The 18938-nt window shown below is 62.3% G+C and carries 19 protein-coding genes and 1 riboswitch; of the genes, 13 read left to right on the top strand and 6 right to left on the bottom strand.

The window, feature by feature from the left end:
* The first annotated feature begins 75 nt into the window (after nt 1-75).
* The 8 genes from ACM3N8_RS05735 to ACM3N8_RS05700 all read left to right on the top strand — a co-directional run bounded on the left by ACM3N8_RS05735 (nt 76) and on the right by ACM3N8_RS05700 (nt 7798).
* Nucleotides 76-687, top strand: a complete 612-nt coding sequence (locus tag ACM3N8_RS05735) for an FKBP-type peptidyl-prolyl cis-trans isomerase (RefSeq protein WP_043134579.1) — start codon at nt 76-78, stop codon at nt 685-687.
* Nucleotides 688-840: 153 nt separating this feature from the next.
* Nucleotides 841-1722, top strand: coding sequence for an ABC transporter ATP-binding protein (locus ACM3N8_RS05730; protein WP_103471354.1), 882 nt, complete (start codon nt 841-843; stop codon nt 1720-1722).
* A 70-nt stretch (nt 1723-1792) separates the two neighbouring features.
* Nucleotides 1793-2806 (top strand): ABC transporter permease, encoded by a 1014-nt coding sequence (locus tag ACM3N8_RS05725; protein ID WP_241279248.1) that lies wholly within the window; start codon nt 1793-1795, stop codon nt 2804-2806.
* Nucleotides 2803-3117 carry a DUF2845 domain-containing protein gene (locus tag ACM3N8_RS05720; RefSeq protein WP_043134583.1) on the top strand — a complete coding sequence of 105 codons (315 nt, stop codon included), beginning with the start codon at nt 2803-2805 and terminating at the stop codon, nt 3115-3117. Before ACM3N8_RS05725 ends, ACM3N8_RS05720 begins: the two co-directional genes overlap by 4 nt.
* 437 nt (nt 3118-3554) lie before the next feature.
* Entirely contained in the window at nt 3555-4574 is a 1020-nt protein-coding gene (locus ACM3N8_RS05715; protein WP_043134584.1) for an amino acid ABC transporter substrate-binding protein, read from the top strand.
* A gap of 68 nt (nt 4575-4642) precedes the next feature.
* A complete protein-coding gene (locus ACM3N8_RS05710; RefSeq protein WP_416015644.1) occupies nt 4643-5830 on the top strand; it encodes an amino acid ABC transporter permease in 1188 nt (395 codons plus the stop codon).
* A gap of 9 nt (nt 5831-5839) precedes the next feature.
* Nucleotides 5840-6934, top strand: a complete 1095-nt coding sequence (locus tag ACM3N8_RS05705; protein WP_043134586.1) for an amino acid ABC transporter permease — start codon at nt 5840-5842, stop codon at nt 6932-6934.
* 120 nt (nt 6935-7054) lie between these two features.
* Complete coding sequence (locus ACM3N8_RS05700; protein ID WP_043134587.1) at nt 7055-7798, top strand: amino acid ABC transporter ATP-binding protein; 744 nt, start codon at nt 7055-7057, stop codon at nt 7796-7798.
* Between the two features lie 108 nt (nt 7799-7906).
* On the opposite strand, the gene ACM3N8_RS05695 is transcribed toward ACM3N8_RS05700, so the two are convergent.
* Nucleotides 7907-8122, bottom strand: a complete 216-nt coding sequence (locus tag ACM3N8_RS05695) for a DUF1107 domain-containing protein (RefSeq protein WP_098984719.1) — start codon at nt 8120-8122, stop codon at nt 7907-7909.
* A gap of 207 nt (nt 8123-8329) precedes the next feature.
* Here ACM3N8_RS05695 and yfcD point away from each other — a divergent pair, with 207 nt between their 5' ends.
* Nucleotides 8330-8812: an NUDIX hydrolase YfcD gene (gene yfcD / locus ACM3N8_RS05690; RefSeq protein ID WP_172955396.1), complete on the top strand. Its 483-nt coding sequence runs from the start codon at nt 8330-8332 to the stop codon at nt 8810-8812.
* Between the two features lie 66 nt (nt 8813-8878).
* On the opposite strand, the gene ACM3N8_RS05685 is transcribed toward yfcD, so the two are convergent.
* Nucleotides 8879-9805, bottom strand: a complete 927-nt coding sequence (locus tag ACM3N8_RS05685) for a phenylacetate--CoA ligase family protein (RefSeq protein ID WP_043134591.1) — start codon at nt 9803-9805, stop codon at nt 8879-8881.
* A 125-nt stretch (nt 9806-9930) separates the two neighbouring features.
* Here ACM3N8_RS05685 and ACM3N8_RS05680 point away from each other — a divergent pair, with 125 nt between their 5' ends.
* Nucleotides 9931-10404: a peroxiredoxin gene (locus tag ACM3N8_RS05680; protein WP_098984717.1), complete on the top strand. Its 474-nt coding sequence runs from the start codon at nt 9931-9933 to the stop codon at nt 10402-10404.
* Nucleotides 10405-10529: 125 nt separating this feature from the next.
* Nucleotides 10530-11498, top strand: coding sequence for a calcium/sodium antiporter (locus tag ACM3N8_RS05675; RefSeq protein WP_098984716.1), 969 nt, complete (start codon nt 10530-10532; stop codon nt 11496-11498).
* A gap of 70 nt (nt 11499-11568) precedes the next feature.
* Here ACM3N8_RS05675 and ACM3N8_RS05670 read toward each other — a convergent pair whose 3' ends face one another.
* Entirely contained in the window at nt 11569-12720 is a 1152-nt protein-coding gene (locus ACM3N8_RS05670; protein ID WP_416015640.1) for a type III PLP-dependent enzyme, read from the bottom strand.
* Nucleotides 12721-13228: 508 nt separating this feature from the next.
* Nucleotides 13229-13344: riboswitch (glycine riboswitch) on the top strand.
* Nucleotides 13345-13594: 250 nt separating this feature from the next.
* Between ACM3N8_RS05670 and ACM3N8_RS05665 the strand changes: the two genes are divergently transcribed.
* Nucleotides 13595-14971 (top strand): alanine/glycine:cation symporter family protein, encoded by a 1377-nt coding sequence (locus tag ACM3N8_RS05665; RefSeq protein WP_241279251.1) that lies wholly within the window; start codon nt 13595-13597, stop codon nt 14969-14971.
* Nucleotides 14972-15049: 78 nt separating this feature from the next.
* Here the strand turns inward: ACM3N8_RS05665 and ACM3N8_RS05660 are convergent, their stop codons facing one another.
* Together ACM3N8_RS05660 and ACM3N8_RS05655 are read right to left on the bottom strand one after the other, a co-directional pair.
* Nucleotides 15050-15766, bottom strand: coding sequence for a lipoyl protein ligase domain-containing protein (locus ACM3N8_RS05660; RefSeq protein WP_416015637.1), 717 nt, complete (start codon nt 15764-15766; stop codon nt 15050-15052).
* A 99-nt stretch (nt 15767-15865) separates the two neighbouring features.
* Nucleotides 15866-17263: a nucleobase:cation symporter-2 family protein gene (locus ACM3N8_RS05655; RefSeq protein ID WP_274452397.1), complete on the bottom strand. Its 1398-nt coding sequence runs from the start codon at nt 17261-17263 to the stop codon at nt 15866-15868.
* A gap of 246 nt (nt 17264-17509) precedes the next feature.
* Between ACM3N8_RS05655 and ACM3N8_RS05650 the strand changes: the two genes are divergently transcribed.
* The gene (locus ACM3N8_RS05650; RefSeq protein ID WP_169045651.1) at nt 17510-18640 is read left to right on the top strand and encodes a sensor domain-containing diguanylate cyclase; all 1131 of its coding nucleotides are present in this window, start codon (nt 17510-17512) and stop codon (nt 18638-18640) included.
* Nucleotides 18641-18674: 34 nt separating this feature from the next.
* On the opposite strand, the gene ACM3N8_RS05645 is transcribed toward ACM3N8_RS05650, so the two are convergent.
* Entirely contained in the window at nt 18675-18923 is a 249-nt protein-coding gene (locus ACM3N8_RS05645) for a DUF2498 family protein (RefSeq protein ID WP_098984710.1), read from the bottom strand.
* Nucleotides 18924-18938 lie beyond the last annotated feature (15 nt).

Genomic DNA, 18938 nt, shown 5'->3' with positions numbered 1-18938 from the left:
GCCGCCGGCAGCACCTCGCCAAAAAGTCTGATATCATCCCGCCTCTTTATTACTTGGATCTGGAGCAACATCTCAATGTCCCAATACGACTCTATCGAACAGAAGGCCAGCTATGGCATCGGCCGCAACATGGGTGATCAGCTGGCGCAGCAAGCCTTCGCCGGTCTGGATATCCCGGCCCTGCAACAAGGTCTGGCAGATGCCCTGAATGGTCTGGAGTTCGCGGTCAGCCGTGACGATATCAATGATGCCTTCCAGGTGATCACAGCTCGCATGCAGGAAGAGCAGGAAGCCGTTGCCAAGGCTGCCGCCGCCGATGGCGAAACCTTCCTGGCCGACAACGCCAAGCGCGCCGACGTCAAGGTGACCGATTCCGGTCTGCAATACGAAGTCATGGTAGAAGGCAATGGCGCCGTGCCGGTGGCCGGTCAGTCCGTGCGCGTACACTACCACGGTACCTTCACCCACGGTGGTGTGTTCGACAGCTCGGTCGCCCGTGGCGAGCCGGCCGAATTCCCGGTGACTGGCGTCATCGCCGGTTGGGTTGAAGCGCTGCAGCTGATGCCGGTTGGTTCCAAGTGGAAGCTCTACATTCCGCAGGATCTGGCCTATGGTGCCCGTGGTGCCGGTTCCATCCCGCCCTACTCAGCGCTGGTATTCGAAGTGGAGCTGCTGGACATTCTGTGATCCGGCTGGCTTGATGCAAACGGCGACCTCAGGGTCGCCGTTTCTGTTTGAGGCGCCCCCGTCTGGCGGGCCCTCGTCGATAGACAATGTGCCTTTGCGGGGGATTTGGATATAGTCAGGGCTTGGCGTTCCCGGTCACTCTGGAAAACACGCATGGCTGCCATCATAGAAGTCATTGACCTTATCAAGCACTTTCCCGGCGTCAAGGCGGTGGACGGGCTCAGCTTCGCCATTCCCGCCGGTTGCTGTTTCGGCCTGCTCGGCCCGAACGGAGCAGGCAAGACCACTACCATAGAGCTGCTGGAGGGGATCCTGACCCCGGACCGCGGCCAGATCCTGTTTCACGGCGCCCCCCGCGGCCCCGATTACCGCTCCCGCATCGGCATCCAGTTTCAGCACACGGCGCTGCAGGATTTTCTGACGGTGCGCGATACCCTGCGCCTGTTTGCCAGCCTCTATCCCAATCCCTTGCCTCAGGCGCAGCTCATCGAACTGTGCGCCCTTGGCGAGTTCATCGACAGAGACAGCCGCAAGCTCTCCGGCGGCCAGCGTCAGCGCCTGCTGCTGGCGCTGGCCCTGCTCGGCGACCCCGAGCTGCTGTTTCTGGATGAGCCTACCACTGGGCTGGATCCCCAGGCGCGCCACCACTTCTGGCAGCGCATCGAGGCGATCAAGGCCCAGGGCAAGACGGTGGTGCTCACCACCCATTACATGGACGAGGCGCAGCAACTGTGCGATCGCATCGCCATCGTCGATCACGGCCATCTGCTCAGTCTGGATACCCCGGCCGCCCTGCTGGCCCGCCACTTCGATGGGGTGCTGGTGCGTCTGCCGGATCATCCGGTCCTCGCCAGCCTGGGCTATCCGCTCTTGCCTCACGGTGATCAGGTTGAGCTGACGTGCCCAGATGTGGCGCTCCTGTTGCCGCAACTGCTGAACCTGGGGGTGCCGCTGACCGGCATGCAGGTGCGATCCCCCAACCTGGAAGATCTCTTCTTGCACCTGACCGGCCATAGCCTGAGGAGTGGCGCATGAACGCAGTCATGACGTGCCGTGTCGCGGCGCGCTGCTATCCGCGTGCCTTGCGGTGGCCGAGGAGCGGAACATGAAGGGGGCCAGCAAGCGGATCGGTGCGCTCTTTTATGCCCGCAACCTGGAGTTTGTGCGCGACAGGGCGGCCCTGGTGTGGAACCTGGCCTTCCCGCTGCTGCTGGTGGTAGGTTTCTCCCTCATCTTCTCCGGCCCGCCCAAGCCGCTGGTGCAGATGGGCGTGGTAGGTGAACTGCCCGTGACCTACGCCCCCCTGAAGGCCATTCCGCTGCTCAAGCTCATCCCCTATGACGACGAGCGCAAGGGTCAGCTCAAGGTACGCCATCATCAGCTGGATCTGCTGCTCTCGCCCGGATCGGACCGTTACTGGGTCAACCCGGACGCCGGTCAGGGCGCCATGGCCGAATACCTGTTGCGCCAGGCGATCTCCCGGCCGCTGGTGAAGGAGACCCTGAGCGGGCAGGCGATCCGCTACGGGGACTGGCTGCTGCCCGGGGTGATCGGCATGAACCTGATGTTTTCCGGCCTGTTCGGCGTCGGCTTCGTCATAGTCCGCTATCGCAAGAACGGTGTGCTCAAGCGGCTGAGGGCCACGCCGCTCTCTGCCGCCGAGTTTCTCTGCGCCCAGTTGCTGTCGCGTATTGTGATCACCCTGGTGGTGAGCCTGCTGGTGTTTCTGGTAGCGTACTGGCTGCTTGGCGTGCCCCTGCTCGGCTCCGGCTGGTTGCTGCTGCTGATCGCCCTGGCGGGCGGGGCGGCCATGGCGTCGCTGGGCTTGCTCATCGCCGCCCGCATCCAGAACGAGGAGCTGGCGAGCGGCCTGCTCAACGTCATCAGCATGCCCATGATGTTCCTCTCCGGGGTCTGGTTCTCGCTGGAAGGGGCGCCGGTCTGGCTGCAACAGCTGGCGGCCTGGCTGCCACTCAGCCAGATCATCACGGCGGCCCGCGCCGTCATGCTGGAGGGAGCCGGCTGGGCCGAGGTGGCCGCGCCGCTGGGCTGGATCCTGTTGTTTACCCTCTGTTGTCTCACCCTGGGCAGTGCCCTGTTTAAATGGAATAGCCAATGAAGCGACATCTGAATCTGGGGGCCGTCCTGGCCCTGCTGTTACTGAGCATACCGGCCAGCGCCGATGCGATGCGTTGCAAGAATGCCCTCATCACCGAAGGGGACAGTACCGCCGAGATGCTGCTCAAGTGTGGTGAGCCCATGTTGCGCGAGGAGCTCAGCCGCAACGAGGAGAACCAGTTTGGCAATCTGGTGCAGGTCAAATATGGCGAGCGCTGGACCTACAACTTCGGCAAGAACGAGTTCATGCGCTTCGTCACGGTGCGCAACGGCATAGTCACCGACATCGAGAATGGCCCGCGCGGCGAATGAATCCGCTTGTCCCCTCAGGTTTTCACCCCTTGTTCGACCGGTCAGGGGCGCTTCGATGAAGGGGGTCTGGCCGTGATGCCAGCGCCAGGATCGGGCTGTCCAGGAGCGGGCAGCCCGATCAAAACCCGATATTAATGAAATAGTTAACAACCTATACGCTGCCCCATGCTTGTGCAGGCCCATTTTGCCTAAAAAATAATCCACCCGGTATGGGCGGGTCATTTCAGTATGCTATTTTGTCGATAAGGGTCTATTTTTTATTCATAAGGTGTATATCGACCCATTCAAACATTTTGTGCTGCTGCACCAGAAACGGGCTTGGTTGCACCGATTGACAGGTTTTTGGCTGGCTGGATAAGCTGCGAAAAAGCAGGAAAAGCTGTGGCATCTTGCAGGGTTTGGGTGCCAATTTGAATCAAACCACAGGGAAGAGTGACATGAAGCAGATACACAAGGCGGGTATGGTGATAGTGCTGTCGCTGGCGGCAGCGAATGCCTGGGCAGACGGCACCCTGGATGCGGTCAAGAAGAAGGGGTTCGTGCAGTGCGGGGTCGGCGATGGGCTGCCCGGTTTCTCCAACCCGGATGCCAAGGGCACCTGGACGGGTCTGGACGTGGACGTCTGCCGCGCCGTGGCTGCCGCCGTGCTGGGGGATGCCGGCAAGGTCAAATATGTCTCTCTCACCGCCAAGGAGCGCTTCACCGCCTTGCAATCGGGGGAAGTGGATCTGCTGTCGCGCAACACCACCTGGACTTTGACCCGGGACGGTTCGCTTGGCCTGACCTTCGCCGGGGTGAACTACTACGACGGCCAGGGCTTCCTGGTCAACAAGTCCCTCGGGGTCAAGAGCGCCAAGGAGCTGGATGGTGCCGCGGTCTGCATCCAGTCAGGTACCACGACCGAGCTCAATCTGGCGGACTATTTCCGTGCCAACGGCGGCATGAAATATACCCCTGTGGTGTTCGATACCTCGGATCAGACCGTCAAGGGGTTCGAAGCGGGTCGCTGCGACGTGCTGACCTCGGATCAGTCCCAGCTCTACTCTCTCAAGATCAAGCTGACCAAACCGGATGAGGCCGTGGTGCTGCCTGAAGTCATCTCCAAGGAGCCGCTGGGCCCGGCGGTGCGGCAGGGGGATGATCAGTGGTTCAAGGTGGTGCGCTGGAGTCTCTACGCCATGCTCAATGCCGAGGAAGCTGGCGTGACCAGCGCCAATGTGGACGAGATGCTCAAATCCACCAATCCGGACATACGCCGTCTGCTGGGGCTGGAAGAGCCCAAGGGCAGTGTGCTGGGGCTGGATGACAAGTGGGCCTACAACATAGTCAAGCAGGTCGGCAACTATGGCGAGTCGTTCGATCGCAACGTGGGGAGCGGTTCGCCCCTCAAGATAGATCGCGGCATCAACGCACTCTGGAACAAGGGCGGCTTGATGTACGCCCCCCCTATTCGCTGAGTCGATGATCGCCCGGGGGGCCTGGCCCCCCATTTTCCCCTTGCCCTGGCTTTGTCGGAGTCATCCTCATGGCGCTGCACGCATCAAACCACAGGAAGGAACAGGGCCGCTGGTGGTATGACGCCAAGGTGCGGGCGCTGATCTTCCAGTGCCTGACCATAGCGGCCGTTATGGCGTTCCTGTTCTACATCATCAACAATGCCCTGACCAATCTGGCGACCCGTGGCATCACCACAGGCTTCGATTTTCTGGGCAACACGGCCGGGTTCGGCATACTGCAGAGCCTGATCCCCTACGACGAAACCTATACCTTCGGCCGCACCTTCGTGGTCGGTCTGCTCAATACCCTGCTGGTGTCGATGCTCGGCATTCTGTTTGCCACCCTGCTCGGCTTCGTGCTCGGGATTGCTCGCCTGTCGAGTAACTGGCTGGTGGCCAAGATTGCCACCGTCTATATCGAAACCTTTCGCAATATTCCGCTGCTGCTGCAGATCTTCTTCTGGTACTTCTCTGTGCTGCGCACCCTGCCATCGCCGCGCCAGAGTGTGGAGCTGGGTGAGCTTGCCTTCCTCAATGTGCGCGGTCTTTATCTCCCCAGGCCCCTGTTCGAGGACGGCTTCGGCTATGTGTTGTGGGCCCTGCTGCTGGCCTTGTTGCTGAGCTGGGGTCTGCGGCGCTGGTCGCGTCGGCGCCAGGAGTTGATCGGCAAGATATTCCCGGTCTGGCGCTGCTCGGCAGGGCTGGTGATCCTGCTGCCCTGCATTACCTTCCTGCTGGCGGGGAGTCCGCTCTCCTGGAGCATACCGGTCCTGCAGGGGTTCAACTTCCGGGGCGGATTGACAGTGCTGCCGGAACTGGCGGCCCTGCTGCTGGCGCTGATCATCTACACGGCGGCCTTCATCGCCGAGATAGTGCGCTCCGGCATTCTGGCCATCAGCAAGGGCCAGACGGAGGCTGCGTCCGCGCTGGGGTTATCAGCCAGCAAGACCCTGCGGCTGGTGGTCATTCCACAGGCGATGCGGGTCATCATTCCGCCGCTGACCAGTCAGTACCTGAACCTCACCAAGAACTCCTCGCTGGCCACCGCCATCGGCTATCCGGATCTGGTCTCTGTGTTTATGGGCACCACCCTCAACCAGACAGGGCAGGCCATCGAGGTGATCGCCATGACCATGGGCGTCTATCTCATCATCAGCATCTCGACGTCAGTCCTGATGAACATCTACAACCGCAGAATGACGCTGGTCGAGCGCTAGGGAGTCGCCATGTTCGTGAACGAGTTGCAAGAAGCGCTGCCGCCGCCCAACCGCCGCCGGGGCGTCCTCGCCTGGCTCAGGCAGAACCTGTTCCCCAACTGGTGGAACGGCCTGCTGACCCTGGTGCTGGCCTATCTGTTGCTGCCGGCTCTCTGGTCGGCGTTGGATTGGGCGCTGTTCTCGGCCAGCTGGCAGGGGAGCAGCCGTGCCGACTGCGTGCAGGGCGGTGCCTGCTGGATCTTCATCGAGAGCCGGCTGGGGCAGTATCTTTACGGTTTCTACCCCGGGGATCAGTACTGGCGCATCAACCTGGCCTTCGTCGGGCTGGCCGTACTGCTGGCCTTGCTGATCTGGCCGCGTACCCCGCGCAAGGGCTGGTTGGCGCTTTTTACCCTGCTGGTGTTTCCCGTCATCGCCTTCCTGCTGATCCACGGCGGGGCCGGTCTCGAGGTGGTGGAAACCAACCGCTGGGGCGGCTTGATGCTGACCCTGGTGCTGGCGGTGGTGGGCATAGCGGTCGCCCTGCCATTCGGCATCCTGCTGGCGCTGGGGCGTCGCTCCCACATGCCGGTCATCGCCAGCCTCTCCACCGTCTATATCGAGTTCTGGCGCGCCGTGCCGCTCATTACCGTGCTCTTCATGGCGTCCGTCATGCTGCCGCTGTTCATGACCAGCGAGGTGGAGCTGGACAAGCTGCTGAGGGCGCTCATCGGCATCATATTATTCCAGGCCGCCTATGTGGCGGAGGTGGTGCGAGGGGGGCTGCAGGCGATCCCCAAGGGGCAGTACGAGGCGGGTGAGGCGCTGGGACTCTCCTACTGGAAGGTGATGGGCCTCATCATCATGCCGCAGGCCCTCAAGATCACCATTCCCTCCCTGGTGAATACCTTTATCTCCTTGTTCAAGGACACCAGTCTGGTGCTGATCATAGGCCTGTTCGATCTGCTCGCCATCTCCAAGGTGGCGCTGGCGGATCCGGCCTGGCTGGGCTTTTCCACCGAGGCTTATGTGTTTATTGCCATGATCTTCTGGATGTTCTGTTTCGGCATGTCCCGTTACTCCATCTATCTGGAGCACAAGCTCAACACGGGTCACAAGCATTAGGAGTGGTTTCAAGATGACAACGGATACCCTGGCGGCACTCAAGGACGCCAATCACCCGCAGCATGACGCCTTGCCTATGCTGCAGATGGAACAACCACCCATAGCGGGAGTGACTTCAAAATGACAATGGATCCTGTGGTTGCCCTCAAGGACGTCAACAAATGGTACGGCGATTTTCACGTGCTGCGTAACATCAACCTGCAGGTCGGCAAGGGGGAGAAGATAGTCATCTGCGGCCCTTCCGGTTCGGGCAAGTCCACCATGATCCGCTGTATCAACCGGCTGGAGGAGCACCAGAGCGGTGACATCCTGGTCAAGGGCACGGCGCTCACCTCGGATCTCAAGAACATAGAGATGGTGCGCAAAGAGGTGGGCATGGTGTTCCAGCACTTCAACCTCTTCCCCCACCTGACTGTGCTGGAGAACTGTTGCCTGGCGCCCATCTGGGTCAAACAGCTGCCACGCAGGGAAGCCGAGGAGATCGCCATGACCTTCCTGCGCCGGGTCAGGATCCCGGAGCAGGCCCTCAAGTACCCGGGTCAGCTCTCCGGCGGCCAGCAGCAGCGGGTGGCCATAGCCCGCAGCCTCTGCATGAACCCTCAGGTCATGCTGTTTGACGAGCCGACCTCGGCGCTGGATCCCGAAATGGTGCGCGAGGTGCTGGATGTGATGGTGGAGCTGGCCCATGAGGGCATGACAATGCTCTGCGTCACCCACGAGATGGGGTTTGCCAAGCAGGTGGCGGATCGGGTGATCTTCATGGACCGCGGCCAGATCATTGAGGAGAACGTGCCGGATCAGTTCTTCGACCATCCCCAGTCGGAGCGCACCAAGCTGTTCCTCTCCCAGATCCTGCAGCATTGAGTACAGACCCGGCGTGATAATGTCCGATAAAAAATGGCCCGCACGCTCGGTGAGCGGCGGGCAAAGACGTGTATGGAAGCAGACTACAAACAGAAAGGACTATGGAAGTTACCCCAACAGCAGGTTGACGTGACGCAGGCCGCGAACCTCCAGATTGATCTGCCGGGCCAGACTCAGGGTCTGACGGCAGGTCAGGCTCTCCAGATTGATCTCTCCGCCGCTGAATTCGAACCGCCCCAGCGCCTCCACCATGAAGCTGCCGTGATGGAAGCTCTTGATGTGGCGGGCAATCTGGCGGGGAGACAAGTTCTTGAACACCTTCATCACAAAACACCTGTTGCTTGGACAGGGCACACTATGCCGTCGCCGGATGACACTGATGTGACAGTTGGTGGAGGTTTGTATGAATCCTTAATTCGGCATCGCCGCATGGGAAAATCTGCTGGTACGGGTTGAAAAAGTGCTGCCATGACAAGCCCTTGCCCCGATATACTGCGGGCAGTTGAACGACATGAGCGAAAGGGCCTGCACGTGGAATGGGTGGATGTGGTGGATGCGGATAACCGGGTGATCGGCGTTGCCGAGCGGGCCAGGGTGCGGCGGGAGAACCTCTGTCACCGGGCAAGCTATATCCTGGTGCTCGACGAGGAGGAGCGCATCCTGGTGCAGCGTCGCACCCTCAGCAAGGATTTCTGCCCCGGCATGCTGGATGCCTGCGCCGGCGGCGTGGTGACCACGGGCGAGCAGATGGAACCCGCTGCCCGCCGCGAGCTGGCCGAGGAGCTGGGCATTCAGGGCATTCCCCTGCAGGACTTAGGGTCCTTTTATGCCGAGGGGGAAGGCTACCGGGTCTGGGGTGGCCTCTACAGCTGTCATTATCAGGGGCCGCTGCGCTTGCAGGCCGAAGAGGTGAGCGAGGTGCACTGGATGAGCCAGGCCGAGATCGCCGCCCGCGCCGCCGAATTCACCCCAGACTCCCTGCTCGCCATCGCCACCTGGCAGGCGAGACGCTGACACTTCTCAGATGTTCTCCTCGCCAGAGACAAGACGGGCAGCCTGATGGCTGCCCGTTTTGCATTGTCACACCAGCTTGAGGCGCCGGTTGGTGCGCCCGCACGAACTGGCCCCCGCCAGCCAATGACCCTGCCATTCGGTGACGAGGCGCAGCAGGGGATACTCCAGATCGAGCCGGGTCACCACCAGCTGGCCGACGGTGTCGCCTATGACGGGCTCTGCGCTGGCGAGATCGATGATCTCTATGATGCAGCTCTCGTTGACGATGAAGCCGTGACCGGGCTGGCTCTCGTAGGCGATCACCCCCACATCCTGCAACAGCAGACAGTTGAGCGCCCGTATGCCGTGAACGGCCTGCAGCGGCGCCGTGTCGGGGTGAGAGGCTTCACACAGCAGGGCGCAGTGCAGGCTGTCGCTCGGGATCCCGGCCAGCTCCGCCGCCTCCAGCAGATCCAGCAGCGCCGCCAGCGGCCCGACAAAGCCGGTCGGCTGGTAGCGTTGCAGCGCCTCCAGCTGGCGCCGGGTATCGTGGGGGCCGCAAGGCACCACGGGTGCCCCCAGCTGGCGGGCACCGTTGTCGAAGATGAAGGCGGTGGGACTGATGTGGTAGTCGTGGCCGTTGAGCAGCACCTCTCCCGCCTTGAAACCGGCTGCAAACAAGGCCCGCGTCGCCCCCCACCAGTCGGCGCCCGCATATTCGGGAATGGCCAGCTGGCCCGGGCAGGCGAAGACCCGCAGCGCCTGGCTGGCGGGGCGGCCGGTGAGACCGGCGAAGGGGGGATGGGCCTGCTGGGCGGCAAACAGCTCGGCGGCGTCGAGCAGGGGCAGTGTGGTCAGCTCGCCCAGATCCTGCAGGCGACGCTGGCGATAGGCGCTGGAATAACCGGCGCAATACTGGCTGACATGAGTGAGCAGGTGATTGAGTTGATCCAGTTGTTGCTGCTCTCGCAAGGCGGAGGGGCGAATTTCCAGTCCATCGTAATAGTTCTGCATGAGGCCTCCTTGGTCGGCTGATCCTGCTCAAGGTTAGTTCAAATGGCGGCGCTGATGGGGGTGTGTTTCGCAGGCATGGGCTGGGGTAGACTGTGGCTCCCTACCTCCACCACGGACGAGAGATCATGATAGCGATTGGCCAATCCCTGCCTTTGGGCGAATTCACCTTCATCACCCAGGAAGGCAAGCAGGTGCAGGATAGCCAGGCCCTGTTTGCGGGCAAGAAGGTGGTGCTGTTTGCCGTGCCGGGCGCCTTTACCCCCACCTGCTCCAACGCCCACCTGCCCGGTTATGTGGTGCTGGCCGACCAGTTCAGGGCCAAGGGTGTCGATGCCCTCTATTGTCTGTCGGTCAACGATGCCTTCGTGATGAAGGCCTGGCAGACGGCCCAGAATGCTGACGCCATCACTATGCTGGCCGATGGCGACGGCAGCTGGACCCGGGCGCTTGGCCTTGCCAAGGAGACGGGGGCCTTCGGCGGTATCCGTGCCCAGCGCTTTGCCCTCATCGCCAACGATGGCGTGGTCGAGCAGCTGTTCGTGGAGGCGCCGGGCAAGTTCGAGGTCTCGGATGCCGGGAGCCTGCTGGCGGCGCTGTAAAATATCAATCGGCGTTTGATTTTCCCTTGAAATGGGAAGTCGGCCCGCTACACTGGGCCCACTTCTGGACAGAGCCAGGCACAGTGCCTGGCTCTGTCGTTTGCAGGCGATAGGATGGAGACGTTATGACCCTGGCTGTTGTTGCCCTGATTGCCGGACTGGCGCTGCTGGTCTGGAGTGCGGATAAATTTGTGGACGGCGCCGCCGCGACCGCCCGTTATGCCGGCATGCCGCCGCTGCTGATCGGCATGGTCATCATCGGCTTTGGCACCTCGGCCCCCGAGATGGTGGTCTCCGCGTTGGCGGCTTCCCAGGGCAACCCCGGGCTCGCGCTCGGCAACGCCTACGGCTCCAACATCACCAACATCGCCTTGATCCTGGGTCTGACCGCCCTGATCAGCCCCATCGCTGTGGCCTCCCAGGTGGTGCGCAAGGAGATCCCGATCCTGCTCGGCATCACCCTGCTCTCCGGCGCCCTGCTGCTCGATGGTCGGCTCGATGGCACGGATGCCCTGATCCTGGGGGCCACCTTTCTGGGATTGATGGGCTGGTCCATCTGGGCCGGCATGCGGGGCAAGGGGGATGCGCTCGACACGGACACCGAGGATGACATCAGCAGCGAAGGCATGTCCCTCAAGCGCGCCATCCTCTGGCTCATCGTCGGCCTGGTACTGCTGATCGGCGCCTCCCGCCTGCTGGTGTGGGGCGCAGTGACCATAGCCCAGGCGCTCGGCATCAGCGATCTGGTGATTGGTCTCACCATAGTGGCTGTCGGCACTTCGCTGCCTGAGCTCGCCTCGTCCCTCATCGCCATTCGCAAGAATGAGCACGATCTGGCCCTTGGCAACGTGCTCGGCTCCAACCTGTTCAATACCCTGGCGGTGGTGGGGATAGCCGCGGGCATACACCCGCTCGATGTGGCGCCCGAGGTGCTCAGCCGTGACTGGAGCATCATGATGGGACTGACCCTGTTGCTGCTGGTGATGTGTCTGGGCCGCAAGGGGCAGGGGCGGATCAACCGGCTGGAAGGGGGCCTGCTGCTCGCCTGCTTCGTGGCCTACACAGGCTGGCTGCTGGCCAGTCAGTTTATCTGACCGATACGGGGGAAATGAAAGAGGGGAAGCTTGCGCTTCCCCTCTTTGTTATCTGCGTCGCCCTGGCGCGTCAGGCGACCGCCACCAGCTTCTGCCCTTGTTGGCTGCTGTCCAGAATGAGGATGCTCGCCTTGGGGAAGAAGTTGAAAGTCGAGGCCGAGGCCCAGGTGTAGGCTCCCATCACCCGGCCCACTACCAGCTCGCCGATGGCGAGATCCGGCAGCATTATGCCCTCACGGATCACGTCCACGCTGTCGCAGGTGGGGCCCGAGAGCACAGAGTTGTGCAGCTCGCCACGGGCCAGCGGCGTGCTCACCGGGTAGGTGACGTGGTCATAGAGCTGGCCGTTGTAGCTGCCGTAGAGACCGTCATCCAGGTAGTACCAGATCTTGTCGCCACGGTGGGCCTTGCCCATCACGCTGGAGACGGAGGTCATGGCCGGTGCGCTGATGAAGCGGCCCGGCTCGGCAATCTTTTGCACCGTGGCTGGCAGCTTGGCCAGCGCCTCGCGGATCGGGGCGCAGAAGCCGTCTATGTCGAACTCGCCCCCCTCATAATCCACCGGGAAACCGCCGCCGATATCCAGCACCCAGGGCTTGAGCCCCAGCTCCCAGGCCTGCTCCATGATCTCGCGGCAGGCATCGATGGCCTGCACATGGCGACGGGCGTGGGGCACCTGGGAGCCGACGTGGAACGACAGCCCCATCACCTTGATGCCCTTGGCGTGGGCCAGTTGCAACAGCGGCAGCACCTGCTCCGGGGTGCAGCCGAACTTTTTGGAGAGGTCGACCTTGGTCTCCGGGTTCGGGAAGCTGACCCGCAGCAGCAGCTTGACTTCGTCCTTGTAGGGAATGAACTTTTCCAGCTCCAGCGGGTTGTCGTAGACAAACACTGTGCAGCCGAACTCGAGCGCATAGCGGATGTCGCTGTCGCGCTTGATGGGATGGGTATGAATACAGCGTCCCGGGCGAACCCCCTGGCTGCGCACCAGATCCACTTCGCCATTGGTGGCCAGATCGAAACAGGCCCCCTCTTCCTTCAAGACAGAGACCACTGCCTCGTGGGGCAGGGGTTTGAGTGCATAGTGCAATCGCACATCGGGCAGGGCGGCCGCCAGGGCCCGATACTGTTTGCGGACGGCTGCCTTGTCGAGCAGCAGCAGGGGGGAGCCGAATTGTTCAACCAGCTGACGGTAGTCTTGTGCGATCAGGGTCTCGTTCATTCTCTTTTGAAAGTCCTTAGGGGGCAGATTTGCCCTAGCCTTGGTTTGTTGAGACGGCAGCGGCCGGCTCAGGCGAGTGGTCCGGAGGGACCAACCAGACACAATGCATAACTCCATCGCAAAGTGCTTAGTTATGCGCGGGATTATCGGCCTATTGCGTTTCTGTGCAAGCATTTTGATTGGATATGTTGGCAAGTTTTTCTGGTCGAGACGAAAGATCATCTTGATATGCGGCCTGGTGGCGCAGCCTTATCGAGGGTCGCCCAACATGGCGTCGTTAAGCTATTGATAGTTAACGAACAAATAACATATCTCCCCGTGGTGGCCGAGGCGGGAAAAAAGTGGCGCAGCGGGTCGGCCGAGTGGGAGACAGCTCACATTTTTTGGATTAACATGCCCGCTTCCTAATCCAAACTAGTTCGGATGAAGGTAGCAGGAGAGCGATGGGGGACCATCCACCGAAGAAGTGAATCTTTCAGGTACCGGGCAACCGGTGTGGACTGCTACTGGACGATACTCTGGAGAGACCCGTTGAATCGGGCGCCGAAGGAGCAAGGCACCATGACGACCCGCAAGGGCAGGCTGGCGCCGGAAACTCTCAGGCAAAAGGACAGAGGGGATGGGATGGTTGTACCTGAGCTTGGAACTGTTCACTCTCTGTCACGAGAGGTCGTCAGCAAGGTAAAGAGCAGCGCAGGAACCTGAGCGTATAGATATACGTGAGGATTCCTGGCAGCACATGAGCCTTGATCACGGCCTCGCAGCAAGAGCGTGAACAAATTCTTGGCCTGCATCCGATCGCCTCTGGCCGATCGCGACACCTATGGGAAGATCATCCTTCTCCTCCTTAATTTTTGTTTTTTAAGGAGGATGCATGTCATCAATTCAATCGGCGTTAACCGCCATCGATAGCTTTATCTGGGGTCCGCCCCTGCTTGCCCTGCTGGTCGGGACAGGTTTCTATCTCACCCTGCGTCTGGGTTTGCTTCAGGTCGTACGCTTGCCGCTCGCCCTCAGGCTGGTGTTTGGCCGCGATCAGGGACAAGGCAAGCAGGGGGATGTCTCCAGCTTCGGCGCGCTCTGCACCGCGCTCTCCGCCACCATAGGCACCGGCAACATAGTCGGGGTCGCCACCGCCATCAAGCTCGGCGGCCCGGGTGCCCTGTTCTGGATGTGGATGGCGGCCCTGTTCGGCATGGCCACCAAGTACGCCGAGTGCCTGCTGGCGGTCAAATACCGCGAGCAGGATGCCAACGGCCAGATGGCGGGCGGCCCCATGTACTATCTGGAGAAGGGGCTCGGCTCCAAGCCGCTGGCCAAGCTGTTCGCCCTGTTCGGCATAGGGGTGGCCTTCTTCGGCATCGGTACCTTCCCCCAGGTCAACGCCATCTCAGACGCCATGAGCCTCTCCTTCTCTGTGCCCCGCGAGGCAACCGCCGTGGTGCTGACCCTGATAGTGGCGCTGGTGACCCTGGGGGGCATCCAGTCCATCTCCAGCGTGTCGAGCAAGGTGGTGCCCTTCATGGCCATCTTCTACATACTCGCCTGTGGCGGTGTGCTGGTGAACAACGCCGGCGCCCTGCCCGAGGCGATGGGGCTGGTGATAGGCAGCGCCTTTACCGGCCACGCCGCGACCGGCGGCTTCGTCGGCGCCGGCATCATGCTGGCCATTCAGTCCGGGGTGGCGCGCGGGGTCTTCTCCAACGAGTCAGGGCTGGGCTCTGCCCCCATAGCGGCGGCGGCGGCCAAGACGGATTCCTGCGTGGAGCAGGGGCTGGTTTCCATGACGGGCACCTTCATCGACACCATCATCATCTGCACCATGACGGGCCTGACCCTGGTGGTGACAGGGGTGTGGAGCGGGGACTTGAGCGGCGCCGCCATGACCAGCCAGGCCTTTGCCCAGGGGCTGGATGCTCACATAGGCCAGTATCTGGTGAGCATAGGGCTGCTGTTCTTCGCCTTCACCACCATCCTCGGCTGGAACTACTACGGCGAGCGCTGCACCGAGTACCTGTTCGGGGTCAAGGCGATCAAGCCCTATCGCCTCATCTATCTGGTGCTGGTGGCGAGCGGCGCCTTCCTCCATCTGGACATGATTTGGCTGCTGGCCGATATCGTCAACGGTCTGATGGCGGTGCCGAACCTTATCGGCCTCATCGGTCTGCGCCACGTGGTGATCGCCGAGACCCGGGCCTATTTCAGCCGGGATCTGGATGGCGAAGCCGAGCCGGAGCCGCAGACGGCCTGACCTTATCCGCGTTGAAAAAAGCAAAGCCACGACTGCTGTCGTGGCTTTTTTTATGGTGCGTCAGGCTCTCATCCTTGCTCAGAGGGAGGGCATCTGACTCTCAGTCAGCAGTCGCGCCAGCCGCCCTCGCACGCTATCCACCAGGGCCTCCTCACTCCCCTGCCAATGGATCTGTTGTGCCAGCGTGGTGGAGGTGCCGGGTGCAAAACGCAACTCCCCGCCCGCCAGCTCGTAGAAACGGCTCGCCATCCGGGTGCCCTCGTCCACATCCCCCGCCACCAGCAGCATGGCCTGCGCCAGCACGGCGCCGTGGTGATCCTGGCCCGGTGCCAGCCAGCGCTGGGCTGTGCCAGTGATCTTGCGACCCCCGATCACCAGATTGTACTGGCCGTCGCAGAAGGAGCCGGGCACGAAGTCATAGTTTCCCTCAAGGCCGAACTCCGCCAGCAGGGTCAGCAGGGGGGCGCCCAGCAGATGGTAGTAGTGGCCAAGATCCGTGGTGGTGCGGGGCAGCAGCAGGGATAGGTTGAGTATGCCGGCGCCGTGGGGCACGGCTGTGCCGCCGCTGTCGCGCACATGAACCGGCCAGCCTTCGGCGGCAAGCCGCTCGCAGGCTTCCTGATAGCGGGGCAGGCGCATGTCCTTGCGGGTAACGATAAGGCACTGGGGCGCCTGCCAGAGGTGGGCGCAGGGCTGGCCGTCACGGGCACAGTCCCGCAGCCAGTGCTGCTCTTGCGCCAGTATCTGTGCGGGGGAATTGGTGTCGGGGAGGGGAGAGAGCAGGGTATAGGGCATGACGGCATCCTTGGGCAAAGGCTGCCCAGCACACTACCCGCGGCGGAGAAGGAGGTAAAGCCCCGCATGGCGGGGCTTTGGTGCAAGGATGGCGGAGTGTCAGGCCTGTGCGGCGGTGCGTTTGGGCAGCAGCAGGTTCATGACGATGGCGGTGAGGCCGCCGGTGGCGACGCCGTAGGAGAGCACGCTTCGGGCCAGGTCCGGCAGGTGTTGCAGCACCTCGGGCACCTGGGCAACCCCCAGTCCCATGGCGAGCGACACCGCCAGTATCATGAGGGCGCGGCGGTCGAGCTCCTCGCGGGAGATGATGCGCACCCCGGCCGCGGCGATTGTGCCGAACATGACTATGGTGGCACCGCCCAGCACGGGCTCGGGTATTTGCTGCACCAGGCTGGCCACCGCCGGGAACAGGCCGAGCAGGGCCAGCATGGCGGCGATGAAGAGGCCGACGTGGCGGCTGGCCACCCCGGTCAGCTGGATGACGCCGTTGTTCTGGGCGAAGGTGGACATGGGGAAGGTGGAGAAGAGCGCCGCCAGCATGGAGTTGGCGCCGTCGGCCAGCACGCCGCCCTTGATCCGCGCCATGTAGACAGGGCCTTCCAGCGGCTCGCCCGAGATGTCCGAGGTGGCCGTCATGTCGCCGATGGCTTCCAGCGCCGTCACCACGAAGATGATGGCGAGCGGTACGAACAGCTGCCAGTCAAAGCCGAGCCCGTAGTGGAGCGGGATCGGCACCATCACCAGGGGACCGTCGAAGGTGGGGGCCGTGACCTTGCCCAGCAGCAGTGCCACCGCATAGCCCGCCAGCATGGCGATCATGATGGCGGAGAGGCGCAGCCAGGGATTGCGGCTGCGTTGCAGCAAGACGATAAGGCCGAGCACCAGCAGGGAGAGGAAGAGGTTGCTGTGGCTGGCGAAGCTGCCATCCGAGAGGGCGGCATAGCCACCCCCCATGCTGATGAGGCCCACCTTGATCAGGGTCAGGCCGATCAGCAGCACCACTATGCCGGTCACCAGCGGGGTGATCACCCGTTTGACCAGGTGCAGGAAGCGGCTTATCACCACCATGGTGAGGGCGGCCACCAGCATGGTGCCGAACAGGGTGCCCAGCAGATCCTCGGTGGGCATGGCGGCCTGCTTGAGGGCGAGGCCGGAGGCTATGATGGGGCCGAGGAAGTTGAAGCTGGTGCCCTGCACCGACAGCAAGCCGGAGCCGATGGGGCCGAAGCGACGGGTCTGGATGAAGGAGGCGATGCCGGACATGACCAGCGACATGGAGACGATGTAACGGGTGTCGGCGGCAGGGAGGCCGAGGGCATTGGCGATGATGAGGGGCGGGGTAATGATGGCGACAAACATGGCGAGCATATGCTGCAGGGCGGCGAACAGGGTCTGGGGCAGGGGCGGGACATCGTCAATGCCGTAGACCAGTTCGCTGTGGGCTCGCCTGGGAGGATGGGCCTCTGGGGTTGCGCGGACGGCGGCAGCCTGTTCCATAAATACCTCGAATGTGTGGGGGAGGGGGGAGAAAATTGGGCGCTATTTTAGTGATTGAGAGCGGGCTGACCAGCGCTAATTCGGGCTGAAACCGGTTTATTTTTCCATGGGTTGAAACGTTTGCGCGTGGCGATTATGATCCGCCGGTTTGTGTGACGGCGCTCGCCCTGAAATGGCGCCGGTTGCATAGGATTTTGAGCCCGTGCGGCGTAGAATGAGCCCTCTGTCGATATTTGGAGGCTCTGGATGCTGAAGTTGTCGGAGTTCTGGAGTGCCCGTGCCCACTCCGAAGATTTTACCCTGACCCGCATGGGCTTCATGACGGTGCGTCTGCGCCTGCTCACCTGCCTGCTGATGGCGGGACTGCCCGCCTGGGCCCTGGTGGACTGGTTGACCCTGCCCTCCGCCCAGTTCGATGAACTGCTTCAGGCCAGGATCTTCTGCCTGCTGGCCCTCTCTCCGCTCATCCCCTTCTCCTACCTCATCCATTTCAGGCGCGAGCGCATGAAGCTGGCGCTGGGCTATCTGATGGCGGTGATGATGCTGTTCTCCCTCATCTGCCTGCACAGTTTCGGCGCGGATCAGGAGCTGCAGGCGGGCTACATGGCCTTCCCCTATCTGCTCGTCAGTCTGTTTGCCATCTTCCCCATTCCGCTCTCCCTCGGCCTGCAGCTGGCGGGGGGCATCCTGGTCACCATGCTGGCGGGCAACTGGCTGCTGGTGGGACAGCCGCTCTGGAGCGTGCAGACCCTCAACCAGATCTGGCTGCTGGCGCTGTTTGCCCTGGCCAGCAGCTGGGTGCAGTGCGGTCAGCTCAACATGCTGCTGCAGCTCTATCGGGAGTCCACCACGGACGAGCTGACCGGCATGATGAACCGCCGCCTGCTGATGAAGCGGCTGGAGAAGGCCAGGATGAACATGATCCGCAAGCAGTCGCCCTTTGCCGTGCTGTTGCTGGATCTGGACAGATTCAAGCGCATCAACGACACCTTCGGCCATCTGGCGGGGGATGCGGTACTCAAGGAGGTGGCGGCGACTCTGGCGGAGCAGCTGGAACCCGGCATGGTGCTCGGTCGCTATGGCGGCGAGGAGTTTGCCATCCTGTTGCCCAACTGCGGCGATCTGATCCAGGCGAAGCGGGTGGCGGAGCGGCTGCGGGTGGCGGTGGAGGCGCGGCTGGTGAAGAGCCCTACCTCGGATGAGCTGCTGGAGGTGACTGTGAGTATCGGCCTGACCCTGGCCCAGCGCGGCGAGGGGGTCGAGGATCTGCTCAATCGGGCGGACGAGTGCCTCTACATGGCCAAGATGGCGGGGCGCAACTGCGTGGTGGGGGAGCTGGCTGGCAAGCCGGCCGCCATACAGACAGATGCCGCCTGAGGGCGGCATCTGGTAGTCACGGGCAAGGGAGGGATCAGCTCAGCTGATACTTGCCGGAGAGCTGCTGGGCCAGCAGCTTGAACATGTTGAATACCGCCATTGTCTTGCCGGTCGGGGTGCCATCTTCGGCCAGGAAGAACTCCCCCTTGAACACCAGAATATCCCCCTTCTGCTCCACCGAGTCGGCGCGCATGCCGTGGATGAAGTCTTCATGGCTCGTGATGATGCCGTTGGCCATCTCCAGCAGGGCAGTCTCGGTGATCAGCTCTTTCTGTGGTTGCATGCTCGTCTCCTTAAA

The organism is Aeromonas sp. A04 (assembly GCF_047780465.1).
Taxonomy (GTDB): domain Bacteria; phylum Pseudomonadota; class Gammaproteobacteria; order Enterobacterales; family Aeromonadaceae; genus Aeromonas; species Aeromonas bestiarum.
The sequence above is the reverse complement of the archived record's forward strand: the minus strand, read 5'-3'. Positions and strand labels throughout refer to the sequence as shown.